The sequence below is a fragment of the Pseudomonas nitroreducens NBRC 12694 genome (assembly GCF_002091755.1).
GTDB classification, from domain to species: Bacteria; Pseudomonadota; Gammaproteobacteria; order Pseudomonadales; family Pseudomonadaceae; genus Pseudomonas; species Pseudomonas nitroreducens.
In genome coordinates this window covers 401708-424833 of record NZ_BDAI01000003.1, presented here as the reverse complement: position 1 = coordinate 424833, position 23126 = coordinate 401708, and the positions used below count along the sequence as shown (strand labels likewise).

Below are 23126 nucleotides of genomic sequence, written 5' to 3'. Positions count from 1 at the left end.
CGTCCCGCCACTGTCCCGCACCGCAGTGGCCGTTATCCACAGGGCCACACTCCACATGCTGCTGTTCTTCCTCCTGCTGATCTTTGTCACCGCCATCGTCGCCAATGTGCAGTTGCACAAGTGGAAGCGGCAACAGCGGATGGACGTGCGCGCGGCAGTGAAATCACGGAAGAAATCGTCGACGACGAAGAAAAAGGCGCCGGGGGACGTCGATCTCGACGAGATCGACTGGAGTGGGCTCGACCAGGATGAACTGGACTTCAGCGCACCGCCCTCGCCAGCGCCAAAGCCGCCGCCCGCGTCGGTTCGTGCCACGGCTCCTGCCCAGCCGTCCGCCGAGGTCAAACCGACAGTCGAGCCCCGGGACGAGTTCTTTCCCCTGGAACGGGCACTGCCACCGGGACAGCTGACGGCTGCCCAACGCGACGAAGCCATGGCACAACTGCTCAAGGCCAGCCTGCATATCCCCACTCCGGAACCCGGAGAAAAGCATGTGGTGCTGGACATGGACGGCGGCAGCTACGTGCCGGTCGCCACGCACCCAGCCGCGGCGGCGATCGCCCTCGGGCATCTCGCCGAGAGCCTGCAACAGCGCAAGGGCGCGCAGCTGCTGCGCGAGTTGCGCGGCAAGGAACTCGGCCTGCTGGTGGTCGCGCGCAATCCGCAGAAGCCGTCCGTGGCACGGCTGTGGAAAATCCTCCCAGAAGACCTGTAGGAGCGAGCTTGCTCGCGAACAGGCCGAGCGGCGGAGTCAGTTCGCGAGCACGCCCGCTCTCACGAAGAGCCGTTTGCGCTGTTCTGCAACTTGCTCACCACCGCACCGAAACTGTCCCTACAGATCACGGATCAGCGCCAGGCGCACGCCGAAGCCCAGCAGAATGCCGCCGAAGCCCCACTGCTGCACCCGCTGCATCGCCCTGTGCCGCGCCAGCCAGCGGCCCATGCGCTCGCCGCTGACGGCGTAGAAGCTATCAAAGCCCAGCCCGACCACCACCAGCACACCACCCAGCAGCGCGAATTGCAGTGCCAGCGGCCCGTTCTGCGGATGAATGAACTGCGGCAACAGCACCGAACAGAACAACAGCGCCTTGGGGTTGAGCAGATTGGTCAGCAGGCCACGCCGAAACGCCCGCCGGTAGCTCACTGTGGATAACCCGGCGCTCCCCTCCGCCAGCGGCACGCCAACCGGCGCTCGGAGCAACTGCAAGCCAATCCACGCCAGATAAAGGCCACCGCCGATGCGCACCGCATCGAACGTCCACGGCGCCGAACGGAACAGCAGTGCCAGCCCGGTCGCCGCCAGCGCCACATGGCAGGCACGCGCCAGGCCCAGGCCGAGCGCGGTCGCCAATGCCGCGCGGCAGCCCTCGCGGGCACCGGTGTGCAGCAGGAGAATCATGTCCGGCCCGGGCAGCAGGTAGACCATCGCCAGGGCCAGCAGGAAGACGCCGATATCCACAGGAGCCACTCCGAAGAAGACATTGTGGATAAGGATTCTATGCCTGAAGCTTGGAGCAGGTGCTTGCGTATTCCACCAGCACAAAGCTGACAATTGGCATACTCTGCCAATCTGAAGCCACTTGATCAGCCAATCATGCCAAGCCCAAAACTGGACACCTACGACCACCGCATCCTCGCCGCCCTGCAGCGCGACGGCCGCCTGACCAACGTGCAGCTTGCCGAGGAAATCGGGCTCTCCCCTTCGCCCTGCCTGAGGCGCGTGCGCATCCTCGAAGAGGCCGGGATGATCCGCGGTTACCACGCCGAACTGGGCCGCGACGAAGTCGGCCTGGGCTTGACGGTGTTTGTCGGCGTGAAGGTCGAGCGCCACAGCGATACCAGCGCTGCCGCCTTTCGCCAGGCGGTGATCGACTTGCCGGAGGTCATCTCGGTGCATCTGGTCAGCGGCGAGTCGGACTTCCTCCTGCAGGTGGTTCTGCCGGACCTGCGCGCCTACGAGCAATTCCTCACCGGCACCCTGCTCAAGCTGCCGGGCGTCAGCGACATCCGCAGCAACTTCGCCATCCAGACGGTGAAAGAGTCGGCGCCCCTGCCGTTACGGCACTTGCCTAAGTAGCGAAAAACCTCAGGAACGCGCGCAGGTCCGCCTGCGCCTGTTCCACGCTCGCCTCGACAAAGCGCACCTCGCTGTGCGCCGGGCATTGCGCCAGGCGGCCGATGTCCAGCGGGTGCAGCACGCCCAGCAGCGGGTAGCCACCCATGGTCTGCCGGTCGGCCAGCAGGATGATTGGCTGGCCGTCCGGCGGCACCTGGATGGCACCCTCCACTATTCCCAACGACCACTGCCGGCGGGGCGCGCCCAGGGCTTCGCCGCGCAGGCGCACGCCCATGCGGTCGGATTGCGGGCTGATCTGCCAGGGCTGAGTGAAGAAAGCCCGGCGCTGTTCGGTGGTGAAGGCATCCGGGCCAGGCAAAACGCGCAGGACCGGGCATTCGCGGTAGTCCGGCCGATAGAGCCAGGGCACGTCGGCGCCACGGGAGAAATGCTCGCCCGCAGCGGTGCATTCCAGCACATCCCCCACGGCCAGGGTCTCGCCATTGCCGGCAAGACCTCCGAGCCTTTCCCGCGTCTGGGTCGAAACGCTACCCAGTACCGGTGCCGCACGGAAACCACCGGCAGCAGAGAGATAGGCGCGCTGTCCGGCACGGGCGAAACCGAGCTTGAGGCGCTGCCCGGCCCGAACATGAAAACGCGACCAAGCGGGAAGCGGTGCGCCATCGAGCCGGGCAGGCAGCTCGGCGCCGGTCAGCGCCAGCCAGGTATCGTCCTGCGCCTCCAGCTCCACGCCGCCCAGCGCGATCTCCAACAATGCCGTGCCGTAGGGGTTGCCGAGCAGGTGATTGGCCCAGGCCGCGGCGTGTTTATCCACAGGGCCGCCGGGAGAGATGCCGAGCTGCTGCCAACCCTGGCGACCACCATCCTGCAGCAGGCACAGCGGGCCGCAGGCGATGACCGTGAGGCTCATGCGTCACCGCCCGCAGCGCGAAAAGCAGCTTCGTCGATGGGCACGAAGCGCACCCGATCCCCCACGGCCAGCGGGCAGGGAGGCGTCGCGCAGGGATCGAACAGGCGCTGCGCGGTGCGTCCCAGCAGGTGCCAGCCACCGGGTGAGGCCTGTGGATAAACCGCTGTCTGGCGCTCGGCAATGGCGAGGCTGCCGGCGGGAACCCGTGTGCGCGGCGTGGCCCGGCGCGGCAGGACGAGACGTTCGTCCAACTCGCCCAGGTAGGCGAAGCCGGGGGCAAAGCCGATGGCGCCGACGCGGTAGTCGCGACCAGCGTGCAGGTCGATCACCTGGGTCCGCGTGAGCCCGCAGTGAAGGGCAACCTCGGCGAGGTCTTCACCGGCGTACCACACGGCAATTTCATGCAGCCGCTCCACTTCACCGGTCGCGGCCTCGCCTGGCCACTGCGCCAGCGCGGCCTGCACCTGGCGCTGCAACTGCGGCAAGTCCACGCGCAGCAGGTCGTAGTGAAGGAGCAGGGTCGTCCAGCCCGCCACGCAATCGGTCAGCGCCGGGCCCAGTTCGGTGCGCAGGCGTTCGGACAGCCGAGCGATGCGCAGCGGCAAGGTGTCGTCGGGCTGTTCGGCCAGGGTGATCAGCAGCGCCGTGGCGCCGAAAGGCTCGAGACGGATCATGCCTGGTCCAGCAGGCCACGCAGGCGCCGCAGCACCGCCAGGGATTCGGGGTTGTCACCGTGCACGCAGAGGCTGTCGGCGCGCAGCCGCAGCGGGTTGCCGTCGATATCCGGGAAAGGTTCGCCGCGGGCGATGGCCAGGGCCTGGTCGAGAATGCGTTGCGGCTCGTGATGTACGGCATTGGCCAGGCGCCGCGGCGCGAGCTGGCCGTCGGGCAGGTAGGCGCGGTCGGCGAAGGCTTCGAACATCAGCGGTACATCTGCCACGTCGGCCAGTTGCAGCTCGCGACTGTTGTCGGCCAGGGCCAGCACCATCAGCGGCAGGCGCTTGCGATAGGCGGCGCAGGCGTCGAGCACGGCGCAGAGCAGCGCGTCGTCGCGCACCAGGTCGTTGTACAGCGCACCGTGGGGCTTCACGTAGGCCACCTGGGTGCCGGCGGCGCGGCAGAAGGCATCCAGCGCGCCGATCTGGTAGAGCACCAGGGCGTGGACTTCCTCGGGCGAGCAGTTCATGTGCCGGCGACCGAAGCCGGCGAGGTCCGGGTAGGCCGGGTGGGCACCGATGCAGACGCCCTGCTCCACCGCCAGGCGCACGGTGTGCTGCATGGTCAGTGGGTCGCCCGCGTGGTAGCCACAAGCGAGGTTGGCCTGGTCGATCAGCGGCATGGCGTGGGTGTCGTCGCCCATGCGCCAGGCGCCGAAGCTTTCGCCCATGTCGCAGTTGAGCAGGATTCGCGTCGTGCTCTCGGTCATTGGTGTCGCCGTCCTTCCAAGTTTCCTACAGGGTAAAGCAGACAATGGCCTTTGGCCTTCGGAGAATACTCAGTCACGTTCAGGAGGAGTACTATCCCCGGTCTGTAGTAGCGGATACCTCCCCGAATGATCAAAGCCGCCATCCTGGCCGCCTTCGGCCTGAGCATCGTTTATGTCCACCTGCGTGGACGGGTGCGCCACAAGTTCACGCGCCAGCTGAGCGACCACTCCAGCTTCCTGGCGCCGATCAACTGCCTGATGTACCTGTTCTCCAAGGTACCCAGCCGCCCATACCTGGCGACCGAGCAGTTCCCGGAAATGCGCCTGCTGACCGAGAACTGGGAAGCCATCCGCAGCGAAGCGCTGCACCTGCGCGATGCCGGCAGCATCAAGCGCTCCGACCAGCTCAACGACGTCGGCTTCAATTCCTTCTTCAAGACCGGCTGGAAGCGCTTCTACCTGAAATGGTACGACGACAGCCATCCGTCGGCCGATGCGCTGTGCCCGAAGACCACCGAACTGCTGCGGCAGATTCCGTCGGTGAAGGCCGCAATGTTCGCCGAACTGCCGCCGGGCTCGCGCCTGGTGCGCCACCGCGACCCGTACGCCGGCTCGCTGCGCTACCACCTGGGCCTGCTGACGCCGAACGACCCGGGCTGCTTCATCGAGGTGGACGGTGAGCGCTACCACTGGCGTGACGGCGAGGCGGTGGTGTTCGACGAGACCTACATCCACTACGCCGAGAACACTACGGAGCATGACCGGGTGATCCTCTTCTGCGACATCGAGCGCCCGCTGAAGTACGGCTGGGTGACGGCCTTCAACCGCTGGTTCAGCCGCAACGTGATGGCCGCGGCAGCCTCGCCCAACGATGCGGGCGACAAGACCGGCGGCATCAACCGCGCGTTCGCCTCGCTGTACAAGATCCGCCTGCAGGGCAAGGCCCTGAAGAAGCGCAACCGCAAGCTGTACTACCTGCAGAAGTGGGGCTTCTTCGCGGCGGTACTGGCGCTGTTCCTGTGGATCTGAGCGACTGGATTTAAGCGCTCCGCTATCAAAAAAGGCCTCCGCATTCGCGGGGGCCTTTTTGTTTGCGTCATTTGAGGAGCCCTGCGTAGGGCGGATAACCTGGAACAGGTTATCCGCTGACGGCCCATCGGCGGATAGCGCTGGCGCGTTATCCGTCCTACGAAAAGCCAGTCACGCTGAGCGTGGGAGCGGACTCCGTCCGCGATTGGCTAGACCCAACACCCCATCAATACACGTCGCGCCGATAGCGCCCACGCTCCAGCAACCCCTCGACCTCGGTATCACCGAGCATCTCGCGCAAGGCACGGTCGACGCCTTCGGCCATGCCTTGCAGGCTGCCGCAAACGTAGATCACCGCCCCCTCTTCCAGCCACTGGGCGAGTGTTTCGGCGCTGGCGCGCAGGCGATCCTGTACGTAGACCTTCTCGGCCTGGTCGCGGGAGAAAGCGACATCCAGGCGTTGCAGTTCGCCGCGCGCCAGCATGCCTTCGAGCTCGTCGCGGCAGTAGAAGTCGTGGGCGATATTGCGCTCGCCGAACAGCAGCCAGTTGCGCGAACGGCCTTCGGCAACGCTCGCTTGCAGCAGAGCACGCAGGCCAGCGATACCGGTGCCGTTACCGATGAGGATCAGCGGGCGATCGTCCTCGGTGAGATGGAAGCTGCGGTTGCGCCGCAGGCGCAGCAGCAGGCTGCCGCCTTCGGGCAGATACTGGGTCAGCCAGCCGGAGCAGATACCCAACGAACCGTCCGCGTGCTGCTCCTGGCGCACGATCAGCTCCATCGCGCCTTCGCTGCGCAATGAGGCGATGGAGTACTGGCGCACCGAGAGCTTGATCAGCGCATCAACCACCGCCTGGCCGTGCTGGCCGACCAGATGCTCCAGGTTCGCCGGCAACAGACAGCCGGCCAGGGCGTCCTTGAGCGGCATGGCCAGGCCGTCGACCTGCACCTTGGCCGCGCCGTCGAGGCCAAGGCGTTCGAGCCAACGGCTGACGAGGAATTCCGGTTGGCGGGGAACGATTTCCACCAGGTCGCCGGCGGCCCAGTCGATCTGGGAGTCGCTCGGCGCCCCGAGGCGCAGCAGCCAGGTGGATTCGCCCTGGCTGCCGGGGTTCAGGTGTTCACGGCCACTCAGCGTCCAGACTTCGAAGGCCGGCGCGGTGAAGGCCACTTGCGGTGCGGTGCCGGAGAGTTCAGCGAGGCGTACCTGCCAGTCGTGCAGCGCGGTGGCATCGCCGTTGTCCACCTCCACGCCGTCGAACAGCGGGCGCGCGCCCTGCCCTTGCAGCCAGCTCTGCATGCGCCGGGCGAAGCCGCAGAAGTGCTCATACTGGCGGTCGCCCAAGGCGAGTACGGCGAAGCGCAGGTCGTTGAGGCCGAGGGATTGGCCGAGCACCTGGCGTTCGAAACCACGGGCACTGTCCGGCGCCTCGCCTTCGCCGAAAGTGCTGACCACGAACAGCGCATTACGGGTCTGCTCCAGCTGCGCACGGTCCAGCTTGCCCAGAGACTCGACGCGTACCGGCAGGCCAGCAGCCTGCAACTGGCCGGCGCTCTGCCAGGCCAGTTGTTCGGCGAAGCCGCTCTGGCTGGCGTAGCCGATCAACCAGGAGTCGGCACCACCAGCCGTAGTGCCCAGCTCGCCGCGGGCGGCCAGCGCTGCGCGCTTCTTGCGGCGGCGATCAAGGTAGAGCAGCCAGCCGGTGATGAAGAACAGCGGCATGGCCAGGCTGGCGAGCATCATCAGGATGCGCCCGGTGAGGCCGAAGTAGCTGCCCACATGCAGGGCGTAGACGCTGGTGAGCAGTTGCTTGCCGGCGCTGCTGTCGTTGTAGCGGCGGTCCTTGAGCAGCTTGCCGCTGGCCGGGTCGATGGTCATCTCGTTGAAGGCGCGCTCGTGGGCAGCGTCATCGAGAAGGTAGAACACGGTGGCCGGCTGGCCCTTCACCGGCGGCAGGCGCAGGTTGTAGGCGGTCATGGCGGAGCCGCCGGTCTGCTGGATGGTGTTCCAGATGGCGGTGGCATCGACTACCGGCGGCAGGCCCTCGGGCGCCGGGCCGCGCTTGCCGCCGCCCCGCTGGCCGCCCTTGGCCTGGCCGGCGGGGGCGTCGTCGAGCAGCTTGAACAGGCCGTTGCGGTACCACTCGTAGGACCAGTACAGGCCGGTCAGCGAGGCCAGGAGGTAGAACGCCAGGCACCAGGTACCGGCCACGGCGTGCAGGTCCCAGTTGAAGGCGCGGCCTTTCTTGCGCCAGTCGAAGGTCAGCCAGGTGCGCCAGTTCAGCGCCTTGCGCGGCCAGCGCAGGTACAGGCCGGAGAGGCAGAAGAAGATCAGGATCAGGGTGCAGGCGGCCGTGATCCGCTGACCGACTTCACCGGCGGCGAGGAAGCGATGCAGCTGCATGATGAACATGAAGGCGCCCTCGCCCACTGGCGCGGGCAGGGCTTGCGCGGTGTAGGGGTCGACATACAGGGATTCGCCACGGCGCTGGCCCGGTGGCGGAGTGAAGAAGATGCGCGCGGACTCCACGCCCTTGGTCTTGAGCCAGAAGAAGGCGACCTTCTTGCCTGGCTCGGCGCTCTCCACCCGGCGGATCAGTTCGTCCATCGGCAGCACGGCTTCGGCGCGCTTTTCCACCACCAGGCTGTCGGGGTTGATGGCCCGCAGGATCTCATCCTGGAACGACAGCATCGCCCCGGTGATACCCATCAGCGCCAGCACAAGTCCTGCGCTGATACCGAACAGCCAATGCAACTGGAAAAGGACTTTCTTCAACACCGCGGCTTCACCTTCGGACACCCATCACGCAGGGCGGGCATTTTAATGAGAATGGCTCGCAAACGCAGCCGATTTAACAATCTTTACCCTCGCCTTACCCTCGTCGCAGGCGGCCCGCGCAAAGAAAAGCCCCGGCCGAGGAGCATCGGCCGGGGCGGGGCGCCAGGAGTACGCGGCCCTTAGAAGTGGACGTTGACCCCCAGCAGTGCGGTGCGGCCCGGGGCCACGTGCGCCATGTGGGTGCTGAAGACCTGGTCGAAGTAGCGCTTGTCGGTCAGGTTCTGCACGTTGAGCTGCAGGTCGACGTTCTTGCTGATCACGTACTTGGCCATGGCGTCGTAGCGCCAGTAGGACGGGATCATGGTGCTGTTGGCGGTGTTGCCGTACTGCTCATCGACGTAGGTTGCGCCGCCGCCCACGGTGAAGTTCTGCAGCACATCGTAGGTCGACCACAGGGTGAAGTTGTTCTGCGCGGTCTGCGGCATGCGGTTGCCCTCGTCACTGGCCACGCTGGACTTGAGGATCTCGCTGTCCAGGTAGGTGTAGCCGCCGAAGACTTTCCACTTGGGCGTCAGTGCGCCGCTGAAGCCAAGCTCCACGCCCTGCACGCGCTGCTCGCCATCGAGCACCTGGACGGTGGAGTCGTCCGGCGAGGCGACGCGGGCATTGGTCTTGTCGGTGCGGAAGATCGCCGCATTGAGCGACAGCGCTTCGTCGAAGAAGGCCCACTTGGTGCCGATCTCGTAGTTGCGGTTGCGCTCAGGGTCGAGGTTGGCGTTGGCCAGACTGAGGTCGCCACCGCCTTCGCCGGCGGTTTCGCCGCTGGGGTTGCTGGAGGTGGACCAGGCCGCATAAATGCTGCCGTTGGGCGCCGGCTTGTAGACCACGCCGAGCTGGTAGTTCCAGAAGTGGGTGTTGCTCTGGCGGTCGAAATCGCCGGCGGGCGAGCCGCGGCCGCCCGTGGAGTAGCCGCTGGAGCGGGTTTCGTAGTCGTCGTAACGCAGGCCGAGGTTGAGATCCCACTGCTCACTGAGCTTCAGGGTGTCGAACACGTAGGCCGAGGCGGTCTTGGTGTCGGTGTCGGTGAAGGCGGCGCTGTCGGTGATGCTGCCAGTCCAGTGGTCGCCGGGGGTGGGCTTGTTCAGGCTGGTGCAGTCGCCGCTGGCGAGCAAGCCGGGGGTGCAGGTATTGCCGCTGCCGCCGCCGGGGGTAATGACATAGGGGCGGTTGTGCACGTCCTCGTAGCTGAACTCCATGCCGGTGACCAGGGTGTGGCCGACAAAACCGGTGTCGAAGGTGGCCTTCAGGTCAGTCTGGTTGACCCAGCCCTTGGAGGTGGAGTTACGGTTCTTCGAGGAGCGATAGACCAGCCCGTTGGCGACGTTGCCGCGGCTGTCGTCGGGGTTGGTGACGATGTAGTCAAGGGTGGTACGCACCAGGCGGAAGCTGTTGGACAGGGTCAGGTTGTCGTTCAGGTCATGCTCGATGCGGAAGGTGCCGGTGTCGGTGGTGCTCTTGCGGTAGTCGCGGTCGTTCAGGCCGTAGAAGTTGCTCTTGTCCACCGATACCGGCTTGCTCGGGTTGCGCTCGCTGCGCCCGGCCAGGGTCAGCGGAATGCCGTAGTCGGGCATGTCGTCGGTGGACAGGTGGTAGTACGACAGCGTGGCACGGGTCGGGGTATCGAAGCCGAAGGTGACGGTCGGCGCCACGCCCCAGCGGCTGACGTTGACCTCGTCGCGGCCGGCGACGTTGGCATCGTGCTTCATCAGGTTCAGGCGGAAGGCCGCGTTGTCGCCCAGCCTGTGGTTGACGTCCAGGGTGGTGCGGCGGGTCTGGTCGGTGCCCAGTACGATACTGGCATCGTTGAAGTCGGCCTGCTTGGCGGTCTTGCTGATCAGGTTCAGGCTACCGCCGGTGGACCCCGCGCCGGTGTAGGCCGAGCCCGGGCCCTTGCTCACTTCGATCTGTTCGATGTTGAAGATCTCGCGGGTTTGCGAGGCCACATCGCGCATGCCATCCAGGAATGTATCGCTCTCGGCGTTGAAACCACGGATGAACGGACGGTCGCCCGCCGGGTTGCCGCCCTCGCCGGCACCGAAGGTGATGCCGGGAGTGGAGCGCAGGGCGTCCTGCAGGGTCAGCGCGCCAGTATCCTTGATCACCTGCTGGGGGATCACGGTGACGGTCTTGGGCGTCTCCAGCAGCGGCGCGGTGTACTTCTCGTTGGAAGACTTCTCGACGTTGTAGGTCGTCGGATCCTGCTGTTGCGCCCCGACAACGGTGTCGGCGTCCAGAGACAGCACGTCCTGGCCGGACTTCTTCGGCATAGCCTCGTCAGCGTGGGCCAGGTGAGTGCCGGACATGGCGGTAATCGCCACACCGACGGCGGAAACCAGCAGGCGCGGCTTGCTGCCGGCGAACTCGGTGGATTGACGCGACATCGCAACTCCCTCCCCAGGGGTTCATGAAGGCCGCGCAATCTATTGCAAATAAGAATTTGTATCAATTCACATTCATTACCATACGCAGATGATTTACAACTTTTACATTTTCTCCCTGTCGGAAGCAGGGGTATGGCGGTTGTACCGATCTGTTGCAAATCATTATCATTGGCAAATTATCGAACCTGATGGAACCGGCCCATGCTGCTGCACATTCCCGGCGTCTTCACCCGCGATGAGGTGACGCGCATCCGCGCCGCCCTGGAACAGGCCGAGTGGGCCGACGGCAAGGTCACCGCGGGCTACCAGTCGTCCCGCGCCAAGCACAACCTGCAACTGCCGCAGGACCACCCGCTGGCCCGCGAGATCGGCGAGGCCATGCTGCAGCGCCTGTGGAGCAACCCGTTGTTCCAGTCCGCCGCGTTGCCGAGCAAGGTCTTCCCGCCGCTGTTCAACTGCTACACCGGCGGCGGTTCGTTCGACTTCCACATCGACAACGCCGTGCGCGACACCCAGGGTGGCCGCGAGCGCGTGCGCACCGACCTGTCCTCGACGCTGTTCTTCAGCGACCCCGACGACTACGACGGCGGCGAACTGGTGATCCAGGACACCTACGGCACCCAGCAGGTGAAGCTGCCGGCCGGCGACCTGGTGCTCTACCCCGCCACCAGCCTGCACAAGGTCAACCCGGTGACCCGTGGCGCGCGCATCGCCTCGTTCTTCTGGACCCAGAGCCTGGTGCGCGAGGACAGCCAGCGCGCCCTGCTGTTCCAGATGGACCAGTCGATCCAGGCACTGACCCGCGACGTGCCGGACCACCCTGCGCTGATCGAGCTGACCGGCACCTACCACAACCTGCTGCGCCGTTGGGTGGACGTCTGATCCGCCATGAGCTTCGTCCTGCGTCGCACTGAAGAAATCAATGTCGAAGACCTCACCGGCCAGCTCGCCGACGATCCGCGGCAGACCGCCCGGCTCATCCTGGCCGGCGCCCGTGAAGGGAACCTGGAGGCCCAGGCGTTACTCGGGCAGATTCTCCTCGACGGCCACGGCATCGAACAGGACATCGGCCTGGCGCTGACCTGGTTCGGCATCGCCGCCGAGCGCGGTCATGCCATGGCCCGCAACATGCTCGGGCGCTGCCTGGAGCACGGTTGGGGGTGCGCCAAGGACGAAACGGCTGCGGCCGGCCATTACGCCATCGCGGCGCAGCAGAAGCTCGACTGGGCCATGTACAACCTCGCCAACCTGCTTTCCACCGGCCGCGGTGTGGCGCGCGACGATGCCCGCGCGCTATCGCTCTACGAGGGCGCGGCGGCATTGGGCCATGCCAAGTCGATGAACCTGGTGGGGCGCTTCCACGAGGAAGGTCTGGTGGTGCCCCGCGACCTTGGCGCGGCTCACCAGTGGTACCGTCGGTCGGCCGAGGCCGGTGACTTCCGTGGCCAGTTCAGCCACGCCTCGGTGCTCGCCGAGCGCGGCGACCTGCCAGCCGCGCGCATCTGGCTGAAACGGGCGCTGGAAGGCGGCAACCTCAACTTCCTGCGCGTAGCCCGCCGGCAGCTCGCCGACTCCATGCCGCCAAGCCTGCGGGAGTTGACCCTGGCCTACTTCCAGCGCGCCGCCGAGTTGGGCGACGAATCGGACCTGCATCAACTCGCCGAGCAGATGGGTGTCGCCTGACACCCCTTGACGTAATTTTCACGCCAACCTTGCTACCTTCGCCGGCTAACCTGGCTGCCGGAGTGTTCGGCAGCCGCCACGTAACGACGAGGCGCAAGTGTCGAACACCACATCCCCCGCAGCGCGCAAACGCGTGGACTGGGCCGCCCTGGGCTGGCTCCTGCTGTTCTTCTGGTACTTCTCCGGCGTTACCCAGGCGCTGATCCTGTTCAGCGGCACTACTGGCTTCGCCGGCTTCCGCGATGCCTTCTTCCTCAGCAGCCTGTGGCTCGCGCCGCCGCTGCTGCTGCCGCGCTTCACCAAGGGCATCGCCGCCGTCATCGGCCTGGTGCTCTGGGGCGCCTCGCTGGTGGGCCTGAGCTACTTCGGCATCTACAAGCAGGAGTTCTCGCAGAGCGTCATCTTCGTGATGTTCGAGTCGAACACCGCCGAGGCCGGCGAATACTTCAGCCAGTACTTCAGCCTCTGGCTATGCCTGGCATTGCTGGCCTACACCGTGGTCGCCGTGGTGCTGTGGAAGCGTATCCGCCCGATCAGCATGCCGGCCTATGCCCGCGTGCCGCTGGCCGTGCTGCTGGTGGTGCTGAACCTGTTCTACCCCTTCTACAAGCAGATGGTCACCCAGGAGCGCACCTTCGCCCAGGCGCTGGAAAAGGTGCAGTCGCGCATGGAGCCGGCGGTGCCGTGGCAACTGGTGGTGGGGTACGTCCAGTACCGCCAGCAGCTGGACAACATGCAGAAGCTGCTGCAGCAGAACGCCTCCCTGCCGCCCCTGCAGAACCTCAAGGACAGCAGCGGCGAAGCCCCGCGCACGCTGGTGCTGGTGCTGGGCGAATCCACCACCCGCCAGCACATGCACCTGTACGGCTACGGCCGCGATACCACGCCGAACCTCGACGCCCTCGCCGCCAGCGGCAAGGGCCTGACCGTGTTCCAGAACGTGGTTGCGCCGCGTCCCTACACCATCGAGGTGATGCAGCAGATCCTCACCTTCGGTGATGAGCAGAACCCGGACAAGTTCCTCACTGATCCGTCGCTGATCAACCTGATGAAACAGGCGGGCTACAAGACCTTCTGGATCACCAACCAGCAGACGATGACCAAGCGCAACACCATGCTCACCACCTTCTCCCAGCAGACGGACGAGCAGGCGTACCTGAACAACCAGCGCAACCAGAACGCCAGCCAGTACGACGGCGTGGTGCTGGACCCGTTCGAGAAGGCCCTGAAGGACCCGGCGCAGAAGAAGTTCATCGTCGTCCACCTGCTGGGCACGCACATGGACTACCGCTACCGTTACCCCGAAGAGTTCGCCTACTTCAAGGACCGCCAGGGCGCACCCTCGGCGCTGTCGGATGACCAGGTGGAGACCTACAACTTCTACGACAACGCAGTGCGCTACAACGACTTCGTGGTGTCGAGCCTGATCAAGCGCTACTCGGCGGCCAACGCCAACGGCTTCATGCTCTACCTCTCCGACCATGGCGAAGAGGTCTACAGCTCGGGCAACCACGACCGCCTGGGCCGCAACGAGATGGACCCGACCCGGCCGATGTACACCATTCCGTTCATGGTCTGGACCTCGCCAAGCTGGCAGGCCGACCACCCCCGCGACCTGCAGGCAGTGGCCAATCGCTCCTACAGCAGCTCGCACCTGATCCACACCCTGTCGGACCTCGCCGGCCTGAGCTACGATCGCTACGAACCCGCCAAAAGCCTGGTGAACCAGAAGTTCGCCGCGGCGCCGCGCTGGATCGGCGACCCGTACAGGAAGGACGGCCTGCACGAGTTCGACAAGCTGCCGATGGACAAGGCCGCACAGCAGCAGGAAATCGCCACCGACGCCAAGGCGCCGGCCACCGCGCAGGCTCCGGTGAAGACGCAGCCCAAGGAGGGTTGAATCTGCGGTGATGCCATGAAGAACGCCTCGCATTGCGGGGCGTTCTTCATTCCGTCCGACGAGAGTGCACAGGCTCGCTCCTACAGGGTGGTGTGTCGCTTCGGCTTCCTCCTTGGTGCGGGATTTCGCGGACAAAGTCCGCTCCTGCGCAACAGCTTCAGCGCCGCAGAATGAAAAAGCCCCGCAACGGCGGGGCTTTTCGTGGGGCATTCAGCGTTACAGGTAGAACGCCTTCAGCGGCGGGAAGCCGTTGAATTCCACCGCGCTGTAGCTGGTGGTGTAGGCCCCGGTGGACAGCCAGTACAGGCGGTCGCCCGCGGCCAGGTTCAACGGCAGGCCGTACTTGTAGTGCTCGTACATGATGTCCGCGCTGTCGCAGGTCGGGCCGGCGATCACCACTTCTTCCAGCTCGCCTTTCTTCTCCACGTGGATCGGGAACTTGATGGACTCGTCCATGGTTTCGATCAGGCCGGAGAACTTGCCCACGTCGGTGAACACCCAGCGCTCCACGGCGGTACGCGACTTGCGCGCGACCAACACGACTTCGCTGACCAGGATGCCGGCGTTGGCGATCAGCGAGCGGCCCGGCTCCAAGATGATTTCCGGCAGGTCGTCGCCGAAGTCTTCCTTGAGGAACCGGATGATCTCTTCGGCGTAGGTTTCCAGGCTGTTGGTCTTGGCGATGTAGTTGGCCGGGAAGCCGCCGCCCATGTTGATCAGCTTCAGCTCGATGCCGTCTTCTTCCTTCAGGCGCTCGAAGATGACCTTGACCTTGGCGATGGCCGCGTCCCACACGCCGATGTCGCGCTGCTGCGAACCCACATGGAAGGACACGCCGTAGGGCACCAGGCCCAGGTCGCGGGCCAGTACCAGCAGGTCCATGGCCATGTCGGACTGGCAGCCGAACTTGCGCGACAGCGGCCAGTCGGCGGAGGTGGAGCCTTCGGTGAGGATGCGTACGTAGACCTTGGAGCCCGGCGCAGCCTTGGCGATGTTGCGCAGGTCGGCCTCGGAGTCGGTGGCGAACAGGCGCACGCCCTTCTCGTAGAAGTAACGGATGTCGCGGGCTTTCTTGATGGTGTTGCCGTAGCTGATCTGCTCGGCGCGCACACCGGTCTTCATCACCTTGTCCAGCTCATAGATGGAGGCGATGTCGAAGTTCGAGCCCTTGTCGCGCAGCAACTCGGTGATCTCGGTGGCGGGGTTGGCCTTCACCGCGTAGTAGATCTTGGCGAACGGGAAGCAGTCGGTCAGCTGGTCGTAGGCATCGGCGATGGTCTGCTTGTCGATGACGACGAAGGGGGTTTCCTGCTTGTCGGCAAACGCCTTCATGCGCTGGAAGGTGTCGGGGGCGAAGTAATCCTCGACCTTGATGGACATGGTTGGGACTCCAAATGGCAGAACAGGTTATTCGTAGGGGTGAAGCTGAACGTCGAATCCGTTTCCCCACTTTGGTTCGCCTACTTCCCAAGGCATGTCGCCGAGCATTACCGATACCGGGGCAAGGCACCGGCTATCTCTCGTCGTCAGTACTTGAGCCGGATGGATCGTTTCCAGCATGGACGTTCGGGCGCGAACTTTAGGACCTGAAGTTCGTGAGTTCAACCCTGAATTGCCGCTTTTTTACATCCCTTTGTCGCACTACCGGTTGACTGTTTTGGATACTCAACAAAATGCACGGAATACCGCACAGAACGGGGCTTTCGACGGGTTTCAGCATCATCGGCCTACTGAGTTAACGACCGGTGACAGAGGGGGGAGTTCAGCTGTTCGGGATGGGTGGTGCGGGTGGGATTTGGTAGAGGTTGAACGGGGAGAATCGGGGCTGGGCGCTCCCTCTCCCTCTCCCCCGCCCTCTCCCTTCAGGGAGAGAGTTAGGGAGAGGGAAACCGTACGCACCACGGCTATTCGCGAGCAAGGTCGCTCCTACAGGTAATCTCCCTACGATGCCTGGGCGACTTCAGCCGGCGACACGATATTGGTCTTGCGCCCCCGCGAGCGTCCGGAGCTCAGGTAGTCCGCGATGGACTCCTGCGTCACCTCGCCGAGGAACTGCCCGTCCGCATCGAGCACCGGCAACCACGAGCTGTTGAACTCGTACATGCGCGACAAGAGGATGCGCAGGTGTTCGTCATGGCTGGCGGTCACGCGGAATTCGTTGAGGAAGTCGCTGCACACACCGTCCTTGCGGCGCATGTCCTTGCGGCGCACGTAGCCCAGGCCCTTGCCGTTGGCATCGACCACCACCAGGTAGCGGCGGTCGTCCTCCTCCATTTTCTCCAGCGCTTCAGCCACTGTGGTCTGCGGGTTGGCGGTGACGATACTGCTGTCGGCGGCATCCTCGGCGCGCACCAGCAGCAGGCGCTTGAGCGTGCTGTCCTGGCCGGTGAAGGCACTGACGAATTCGTCCGCCGGGTGCGCCAGCAGCGTGTCCGGGTGGTCGAACTGGAGCAGGCGGCCGCTCTTGAACACCGCCACCTTGTCGCCCAGTTTGATCGCTTCGTCGATGTCGTGGCTGACCATGATCACGGTCATGCCCAGCTTGCGCTGCAGCTCGAAGAACTCGTTCTGGATCGACTCGCGGTTGATCGGGTCCACCGCGCCGAAGGGCTCGTCCATCAGCAGCAGCGGCGCATCCGCCGCCAGCGCGCGGATCACCCCGATGCGCTGTTGCTGCCCGCCGGACAGCTCGCGCGGATAGCGCGACAGGTACTGCCTGGGTTCGAGCTTGACCATGGCCATCAGCTCGCGCGCCTTGTCCTTGCACTTCTGTTTGTCCCAGCCCAGCAGGCGCGGCACGACCATGATGTTTTCCTCGATGGTCATGTTGGGGAACAGGCCGATCTGCTGGATCACGTAGCCGATGCGCCGGCGCAGGGTCACCTCGTCCAGTTCGGCGGTGTCCTGGCCGTCGATCAGCACGCGCCCGGAGGTGGGCTGGATGATGCGGTTGATCATCTTCAGCGTGGTGGTCTTGCCGCAGCCGGAGGGGCCGAGGAACACGCAGATCTCGCCCTTGTCCACGGTCAGGCTGACCTTGTCGACGGCGCGGAATTCCTTGCCGTCCTTGAGGGTGAAGGTCTTGGTCAGTTGGTCGAGTTCGATCATGTTCAGTCTCCTGTCTGCGGGCGCAGGCCCTTCGGGGTGAGCGCACGCTGCAACCACTGCAGCAGCAGGTCGGCAGCGATGGCGAGCAGGCTCACCAGGACCGCGCCGACCACCAGCATGGGCATGTTGGATTGGCTGATGGAATTGAGGATGAGCACACCCAGGCCGCCGGCGCCGATCACCGCGGCGATGGTCATCACGCCGATGTTCATCACCACGGCGGTGCGCACGCCGGCGAGGATCACCGGCACGGCGATGGGGATGTCGACCATGCGCAGGCGCTGCCAGAAGGTCATGCCGATGCCCTTGCCGGCTTCGCGGATGCCGGGCTCGACGTTGGTCAGCGCCAGGTAGGTGTTGCGCAGGATCGGCAGCAGCGAATAGAGGAACACCGCGGTGATCGCCGGCAGCGGGCCGAGGCCCTGGCCGATCTTCGAGTAGAGCGGCAGCATCAGGCCGAACAGCGCGATGGACGGGATGGTCAGCACCACGGTGGCGGCGCCCTGCAGCGGCCCGGCGAGCCACTTGAAGCGCGTCATCAGCACGCCCAGCGGCACGCCGACGACGATGGCCAGGCCCACGGCGATGGACACCAGCATCAGGTGCTGCAGCGTCAGCTGGCCGACCTGCACCCAGTCGAGGCGGGAAATCACGGTCATGAAGTCCATGTCAGTTCTCCTCCTTTGTGGGCTGGTCCTGTTCAGGTTGAGCCTTGTCGCCCAGCAGATCGTGCTCGCGCAGGAACTGCTGCGCGACGCGCTGCACCGGCTCCTGCTGGATATCGACCTGGGCGTTGAGCGCCTGCATGGTCTTGTCGTCGAGTAGCCTGGCGATGGGATCGAACAGCGTCTTCAGCTCTGGATGCTTCTGCAGCAGATCGGCACGCATCACCGGCGCGGCGTTGTAGAACGGGAAGAACTGCTTGTCATCCTGCAGCACGCGCAGCTTGAAGTCCTTCAGACGGCCATCGGTGGTATAGACGAGGCCGACGAATACCTGGCGATTCTTCAGCGCCGTGTACACCAGGCCCGCATCCATCTGCCGCACGTCGTCGCGGGTGAAATGGAAGCCATACAGCTCGCTCATCGGCGCGAGGCCATCCGGGCGGCCGGCGAACTCCGGGTCCATGGCGAACAGGTGGGTCTGCTTGTCGCCCTGCTCCTTCATCACCCGGGCGAGATCACTGAGGGTGCGCACGCCGAGCTGTTCGGCCTGCTCCTCGGGCATCGCCAGCGCATAGGTGTTGTTGAACGGCGCGGGCGTGGGCCAGACCAGCCCCTTCTTGCCGTCCAGTTCGCGGACCTTGGCCAGCGATTGCTCGGCGTCCAGCTTGTCCTTGACCTTGTTGTAGACGATCAGCGACGAGCCGGTGTATTCCCAGACCAGGTCCAGCTGACCGCTCTGCTGCGCGCTGCGCGCCAGGGTGCTGCCCAGGCCGTTGGTGACCTTCACCTCGTAGCCCTTGCTTTGCAGGTACTGCGCGGTGATAGCGGTGAGCAGGCGCTGCTCGGTGAACGGCTTGCCGCCGATGCGGATCACATCGGCCGCCTGGGCGAGACCGGTTGTGGCGGCGAGCACAAGGCCCAGCGCGCCGAGCAGACGTCGTGTCATGCGGGTTCCTTTCAAACAACTCCCGTTCATTTCGCCAGCCCCCGTTCCAGGAAGCCGCGGCTGAACAGCACCACCAGGCCATCGAGCACCAGCGCCAGCAGCGCAGTGCACACGGCGCCGAGCAGCAGCTTGGACTGGTCGTCCAGGGCGATGCCGGGGAAGATCAGGCTACCCAGGCTGTTGGCGCCGATCAGGAACGCCAGCGGGGCGGAGCCGACGTTGAGCGCCAGTGCAATGCGCACACCGCCCATGATCAGCGGCACCGCATTGGGCAGTTCGACGCGCAGTAGCACCTGGCGCGGCGTCATGCCGATGCCGGTGGCCGCTTCCTTGAGCGACGCCGGCACGGCGCGCAGGCCCTCGTAGGTATTGCGCACGATGGGCAGCAGCGAGGCGAGGAACAGCGCGAGGATCGCCGGGCCGTTGCCGATCCCGACGATCGCCAGGGCGATGGCCAGCACGGCCAGTGGCGGGATGGTGTTGCCGACGTTGAAGATCTGCATCAGGCGCTCGGCCTGTCCTTGCAGGGCGGGCCGGCTGAGCAGCATGCCGGCGGGGATGCCGACCACAATGGCGGCGAACATGGACGCGAACACCAGGATCAGGTGCGCCTGCAGGTAGAACAGCAGGTCTTCGCGGTACTGCCACAGAGTGGCGGGGGTGATCCAGTGGATCAGCAAAGCCAGCACAACGACTGCGAAGCAGACGCCGAACAGGGCCTTGCCCGTGGTGGACTTCACCATGGTTGGGGGACTCCCTTCGGGTGCGCGGCGACTGGCATCGCCGCGCTCACGTGACGCTCGATCCCGTCCTGAGACTTACCTGGGACCTCGATTAAACGCGACGAGAATCAAGTACTTGCGAAAGCGCCTACGGATTGTCGTCGCGAAGCGGTGGACCCCCGTGCGCGCCGTTACGTTCAATAAAATTGCCATCCTTGTGCCATCGCGCGGCCGCGCATTCGGCTTCAGCCCCCATGGTCCGGGGGCTGTGGCGGACAAAAAAACTTTCGAAAAAACTTCCGATCCGGCTGAACCATCGGCCCCCGCCGCTTGCCCAACGGCGGATGCGCCCGGTGAAAACGTACGCGACTTCGCCCAGCGGTTATCATCGGGATCCTTTCGCGTGCCCCCGACCCATGGATAGGTCACTCGGGGCCGGCGTTCTTGCCTACCACGGAGATCCATCGCCATGCTTGATCTGGCCGCGGCGTTCATCGCGCTGACCACCCTGCTCACCTACGTCAACTACCGCTTCATCCGCCTGCCGCCAACCATCGGCGTCATGGCCACCGCGCTGATCTTTTCCTTCATCGCCCAGGGCATGTCGCTGCTGGGCTACCCGGTGCTGGAAGTCGAGATGCAGCAGATCATCAGCCGCATCGACTTCTCCGACGTGCTGATGACCTGGTTCCTGCCCGCCCTGCTGTTCGCCGGTGCGCTACACGTGAACCTCGCCGACCTGCGCAACTACAAGTGGCCCATCGGCCTGCTGGCCACCTTCGGCGTGCTGATCGCCACCACGGTGATCGGCTACCTGGCCTACTACACCTTCGCCCTCTTCGGCTGGCACGTGGACTTCATCTACTGCCTGCTGTTCGGCGCGCTGATCTCGCCCACCGACCCCATCGCGGTGCTGGGCATCCTCAAGTCCGCCGGCGCGCCCAAGCCGCTGGCCACCACCATCGTCGGCGAGTCGCTGTTCAACGACGGCACCGCCGTGGTGGTCTTCACCATCCTGCTGGGCATCCTCCTGGCCGGCGAAACGCCCACCGCCTCGACGATTGCCTGGCTGTTCGTGCAGGAAGCCATCGGCGGCATCCTGTTCGGCGCGGCGCTGGGCTACGGGGTGTTCCTGATGATGCGCGGCATCGACCAGTACCAGGTGGAAGTCATGCTGACCCTGGCCCTGGTGATCGGTGGCGCGGCGTTGGCGGCGCGGCTGCACGTGTCGGCGCCCATCGCCATGGTGGTGGCCGGCCTGATCATCGGCAACCAGGCGCGCCACTACGCCATGTCCGACGAAACGCGGCGCTACATCGACAAGTTCTGGGAGCTGATCGACGAGATCCTCAACGCCCTGCTGTTCGCCCTGATCGGCCTGGAGCTGCTCCTGCTGCCGTTCAACTGGCTGCACGTGGTGGCGGCGTTCACCCTGGGTGGCGCGGTGCTGGTCTCGCGCCTGCTCACCGTGGCCCCGGCCATCGTCGTGCTGCGCCAGACCGAGAACGGCCGCCGCCAGGTGCCCGCCGGGACCATCCGCATCCTCGTCTGGGGCGGCCTGCGCGGCGGCGTCTCGGTGGCCCTGGCGCTGTCCCTGCCGCTGGGCGAGCAGCGCGACCTGATCCTCAGCCTGACCTACGTGGTGGTGCTGGTGTCGATCCTGCTCCAGGGCCTGTCCATCGGCCCGCTGGTGCGGCGCATCTACAAGGGCGCCGAGCCGGTCGCCGACAGCGACCACTGACAGCCCCGAGCCTTGCGTCGCCGGGTCTGCCGGCGACGCCTCGATTCAGGCTATAATCCCGCGTTTTTCGGGCCGCTCGCTGCCCGTCTTCACCGAATCGACCAGGCATCCATCCATGAGCATCCAAGCCGCCGAAGTCGCGAAGCGCCGCACGTTCGCGATCATTTCCCACCCCGACGCCGGTAAGACCACCATTACCGAGAAGCTCCTGCTGATGGGCAAGGCGATTGCCGTCGCCGGTACCGTGAAGTCGCGCAAGTCCGACCGCCACGCCACCTCCGACTGGATGGAGATGGAGAAGCAGCGCGGCATCTCCATCACCACCTCGGTGATGCAGTTCCCCTACCGCGAGCACATGATCAACCTGCTCGACACCCCCGGCCACGAAGACTTCTCCGAAGACACCTACCGCACCCTGACCGCGGTGGACTCGGCGCTGATGGTCCTCGACGGCGGCAAGGGCGTCGAGCCGCGCACCATCGCCCTGATGGAAGTCTGCCGGCTGCGCGACACGCCCATCGTCAGCTTCATCAACAAACTCGACCGCGACATCCGCGACCCCATCGAGCTGCTCGACGAGATCGAGGCCGTGCTGAAGATCAAGGCGGCGCCGATCACCTGGCCTATCGGTTGCTACCGCGACTTCAAGGGCGTGTACCACCTCGCCCAGGACAAGATCATCGTCTACGTGCCGGGCCACGGCCACGAGCGCATCGAGACCAAGGTCATCGACAAGCTGGATTCGGATGAGGCCCGCGCGCACCTGGGCGACCTCTACGACAACTTCCTCGAAGAGCTGGAACTGGTCCAGGGCGCCTGCCACGAGTTCGACAAGGACGCCTTCCTCAAGGGCGAGATGACGCCGGTGTTCTTCGGTACCGCGCTGGGCAACTTCGGTGTCGACCAGGTGCTGGACTGCATCGTCGACTGGGCCCCGCAACCGCTGGAACGTGGCGCGCACGAGCGCACCGTGGCGCCGACCGAGGAGAAGTTCTCCGGCTTCGTGTTCAAGATCCAGGCGAACATGGACCCCAAGCACCGCGACCGTATCGCCTTCATGCGTATCTGCTCGGGCAAGTACGAGAAGGGCATGAAGATGCGCCACGTGCGCCTGGGCAAGGACGTGAAGATCGCCGACGCGCTGACCTTCTTCTCCAGCGAGCGTGAGCAGCTGGAAGAAGCCTTCGCCGGCGACATCATCGGCCTGCACAACCACGGCACCATCCAGATCGGCGACACCTTCACCGAAGGCGAGGCGCTGGGCTTCACCGGCATCCCGCACTTCGCCCCGGAACTGTTCCGCCGCGTGCGCCTGAAGGACCCGCTGAAGTCCAAGCAGCTGCGCCAGGGCCTGCAGGAACTGGCCGAGGAAGGTGCCACCCAGGTGTTCTTCCCCGAGCGCAACAACGACATCATCCTCGGCGCCGTCGGCGTGCTGCAGTTCGACGTGGTCGCCAGCCGCCTGAAAGAGGAATACAAGGTCGAGTGCGCCTACGAGCAGATCAACGTCTGGTCCGCGCGCTGGATCGAGTGCCAGGACGAGAAGAAGCTCAAGGAGTTCAAGGACAAGGCCTTCGAGAACCTGTCCGTGGACGGCGGCGGCCACCTCACCTACCTGGCCCCGACCCGCGTCAACCTGAGCCTGATGGAAGAGCGCTGGCCGGACATCACCTTCCGCGCCACCCGCGAACACCACTGA

At 65.2% G+C, this 23126-nt stretch carries 19 protein-coding genes; 8 read left to right on the top strand and 11 right to left on the bottom strand.

The genetic code is table 11. The features are described 5' to 3' along the window. The first annotated feature begins 55 nt into the window (after positions 1-55). A complete protein-coding gene (locus PNI01S_RS11055; protein WP_037013636.1) occupies positions 56-715 on the top strand; it encodes a hypothetical protein in 660 nt (219 codons plus the stop codon). 117 nt (positions 716-832) lie between these two features. Here PNI01S_RS11055 and PNI01S_RS11050 read toward each other — a convergent pair whose 3' ends face one another. Beyond that, positions 833-1459 carry a LysE family translocator gene (locus tag PNI01S_RS11050; protein ID WP_083195969.1) on the bottom strand — a complete coding sequence of 209 codons (627 nt, stop codon included), beginning with the start codon at positions 1457-1459 and terminating at the stop codon, positions 833-835. 135 nt (positions 1460-1594) lie between these two features. Between PNI01S_RS11050 and PNI01S_RS11045 the strand changes: the two genes are divergently transcribed. After that, positions 1595-2077 carry an Lrp/AsnC family transcriptional regulator gene (locus PNI01S_RS11045; RefSeq protein ID WP_065083938.1) on the top strand — a complete coding sequence of 161 codons (483 nt, stop codon included), beginning with the start codon at positions 1595-1597 and terminating at the stop codon, positions 2075-2077. On the opposite strand, the gene PNI01S_RS11040 is transcribed toward PNI01S_RS11045, so the two are convergent. Genes PNI01S_RS11040 through PNI01S_RS11030 form a run of 3 tightly spaced genes read right to left on the bottom strand, consistent with a single transcriptional unit; the run spans position 2070 to position 4413 of the window. Next, positions 2070-2987, bottom strand: a complete 918-nt coding sequence (locus tag PNI01S_RS11040) for a 5-oxoprolinase subunit C family protein (RefSeq protein WP_084358250.1) — start codon at positions 2985-2987, stop codon at positions 2070-2072. The genes PNI01S_RS11045 and PNI01S_RS11040 overlap by 8 nt on opposite strands. Next, on the bottom strand, positions 2984-3661 hold the full coding sequence (gene pxpB, locus PNI01S_RS11035) for a 5-oxoprolinase subunit PxpB (RefSeq protein WP_084358248.1): 678 nt from the start codon (positions 3659-3661) through the stop codon (positions 2984-2986). Before pxpB ends, PNI01S_RS11040 begins: the two co-directional genes overlap by 4 nt. Continuing rightward, positions 3658-4413 (bottom strand): 5-oxoprolinase subunit PxpA, encoded by a 756-nt coding sequence (locus PNI01S_RS11030; RefSeq protein WP_084358246.1) that lies wholly within the window; start codon positions 4411-4413, stop codon positions 3658-3660. Before PNI01S_RS11030 ends, pxpB begins: the two co-directional genes overlap by 4 nt. Before the next feature lie 129 nt (positions 4414-4542). Here PNI01S_RS11030 and lpxO point away from each other — a divergent pair, with 129 nt between their 5' ends. Next, positions 4543-5442, top strand: coding sequence for a lipid A hydroxylase LpxO (gene lpxO / locus PNI01S_RS11025; RefSeq protein ID WP_089285829.1), 900 nt, complete (start codon positions 4543-4545; stop codon positions 5440-5442). 226 nt (positions 5443-5668) lie between these two features. Here the strand turns inward: lpxO and PNI01S_RS11020 are convergent, their stop codons facing one another. Next, positions 5669-8218 (bottom strand): sulfite reductase flavoprotein subunit alpha, encoded by a 2550-nt coding sequence (locus PNI01S_RS11020; protein ID WP_084358342.1) that lies wholly within the window; start codon positions 8216-8218, stop codon positions 5669-5671. A 182-nt stretch (positions 8219-8400) separates the two neighbouring features. Then, complete coding sequence (locus PNI01S_RS11015; protein WP_065083943.1) at positions 8401-10662, bottom strand: TonB-dependent receptor; 2262 nt, start codon at positions 10660-10662, stop codon at positions 8401-8403. Positions 10663-10863: 201 nt separating this feature from the next. On the opposite strand from PNI01S_RS11015, the gene PNI01S_RS11010 reads away from it, so the two are divergent. The 3 genes from PNI01S_RS11010 to PNI01S_RS11000 all read left to right on the top strand — a co-directional run bounded on the left by PNI01S_RS11010 (position 10864) and on the right by PNI01S_RS11000 (position 14245). After that, on the top strand, positions 10864-11544 hold the full coding sequence (locus tag PNI01S_RS11010) for a Fe2+-dependent dioxygenase (protein WP_065083944.1): 681 nt from the start codon (positions 10864-10866) through the stop codon (positions 11542-11544). 6 nt (positions 11545-11550) lie between these two features. Beyond that, positions 11551-12345 carry a tetratricopeptide repeat protein gene (locus PNI01S_RS11005; protein ID WP_084358245.1) on the top strand — a complete coding sequence of 265 codons (795 nt, stop codon included), beginning with the start codon at positions 11551-11553 and terminating at the stop codon, positions 12343-12345. 97 nt (positions 12346-12442) lie between these two features. Beyond that, positions 12443-14245, top strand: a complete 1803-nt coding sequence (locus tag PNI01S_RS11000) for a phosphoethanolamine transferase CptA (protein WP_065083945.1) — start codon at positions 12443-12445, stop codon at positions 14243-14245. A gap of 216 nt (positions 14246-14461) precedes the next feature. Here PNI01S_RS11000 and PNI01S_RS10995 read toward each other — a convergent pair whose 3' ends face one another. The 5 genes from PNI01S_RS10995 to PNI01S_RS10975 form a co-directional block, all read right to left on the bottom strand. Continuing rightward, the gene (locus PNI01S_RS10995; RefSeq protein WP_065083946.1) at positions 14462-15625 is read right to left on the bottom strand and encodes a type III PLP-dependent enzyme; all 1164 of its coding nucleotides are present in this window, start codon (positions 15623-15625) and stop codon (positions 14462-14464) included. A gap of 561 nt (positions 15626-16186) precedes the next feature. Next, entirely contained in the window at positions 16187-17353 is a 1167-nt protein-coding gene (locus tag PNI01S_RS10990) for an osmoprotectant ABC transporter ATP-binding protein OsmV (RefSeq protein ID WP_024765897.1), read from the bottom strand. Between the two features lie 2 nt (positions 17354-17355). Continuing rightward, on the bottom strand, positions 17356-18021 hold the full coding sequence (locus PNI01S_RS10985) for an ABC transporter permease (protein WP_024765896.1): 666 nt from the start codon (positions 18019-18021) through the stop codon (positions 17356-17358). Position 18022: 1 nt separating this feature from the next. Then, the gene (locus tag PNI01S_RS10980; protein WP_051445684.1) at positions 18023-18964 is read right to left on the bottom strand and encodes a glycine betaine ABC transporter substrate-binding protein; all 942 of its coding nucleotides are present in this window, start codon (positions 18962-18964) and stop codon (positions 18023-18025) included. Between the two features lie 26 nt (positions 18965-18990). Further along, positions 18991-19707: an ABC transporter permease gene (locus PNI01S_RS10975; protein WP_038803232.1), complete on the bottom strand. Its 717-nt coding sequence runs from the start codon at positions 19705-19707 to the stop codon at positions 18991-18993. A gap of 448 nt (positions 19708-20155) precedes the next feature. Between PNI01S_RS10975 and PNI01S_RS10970 the strand changes: the two genes are divergently transcribed. Both PNI01S_RS10970 and PNI01S_RS10965 read left to right on the top strand, forming a co-directional pair. After that, positions 20156-21427: a cation:proton antiporter gene (locus PNI01S_RS10970; protein WP_038803231.1), complete on the top strand. Its 1272-nt coding sequence runs from the start codon at positions 20156-20158 to the stop codon at positions 21425-21427. Between the two features lie 115 nt (positions 21428-21542). Continuing rightward, entirely contained in the window at positions 21543-23126 is a 1584-nt protein-coding gene (locus PNI01S_RS10965) for a peptide chain release factor 3 (protein WP_024765609.1), read from the top strand.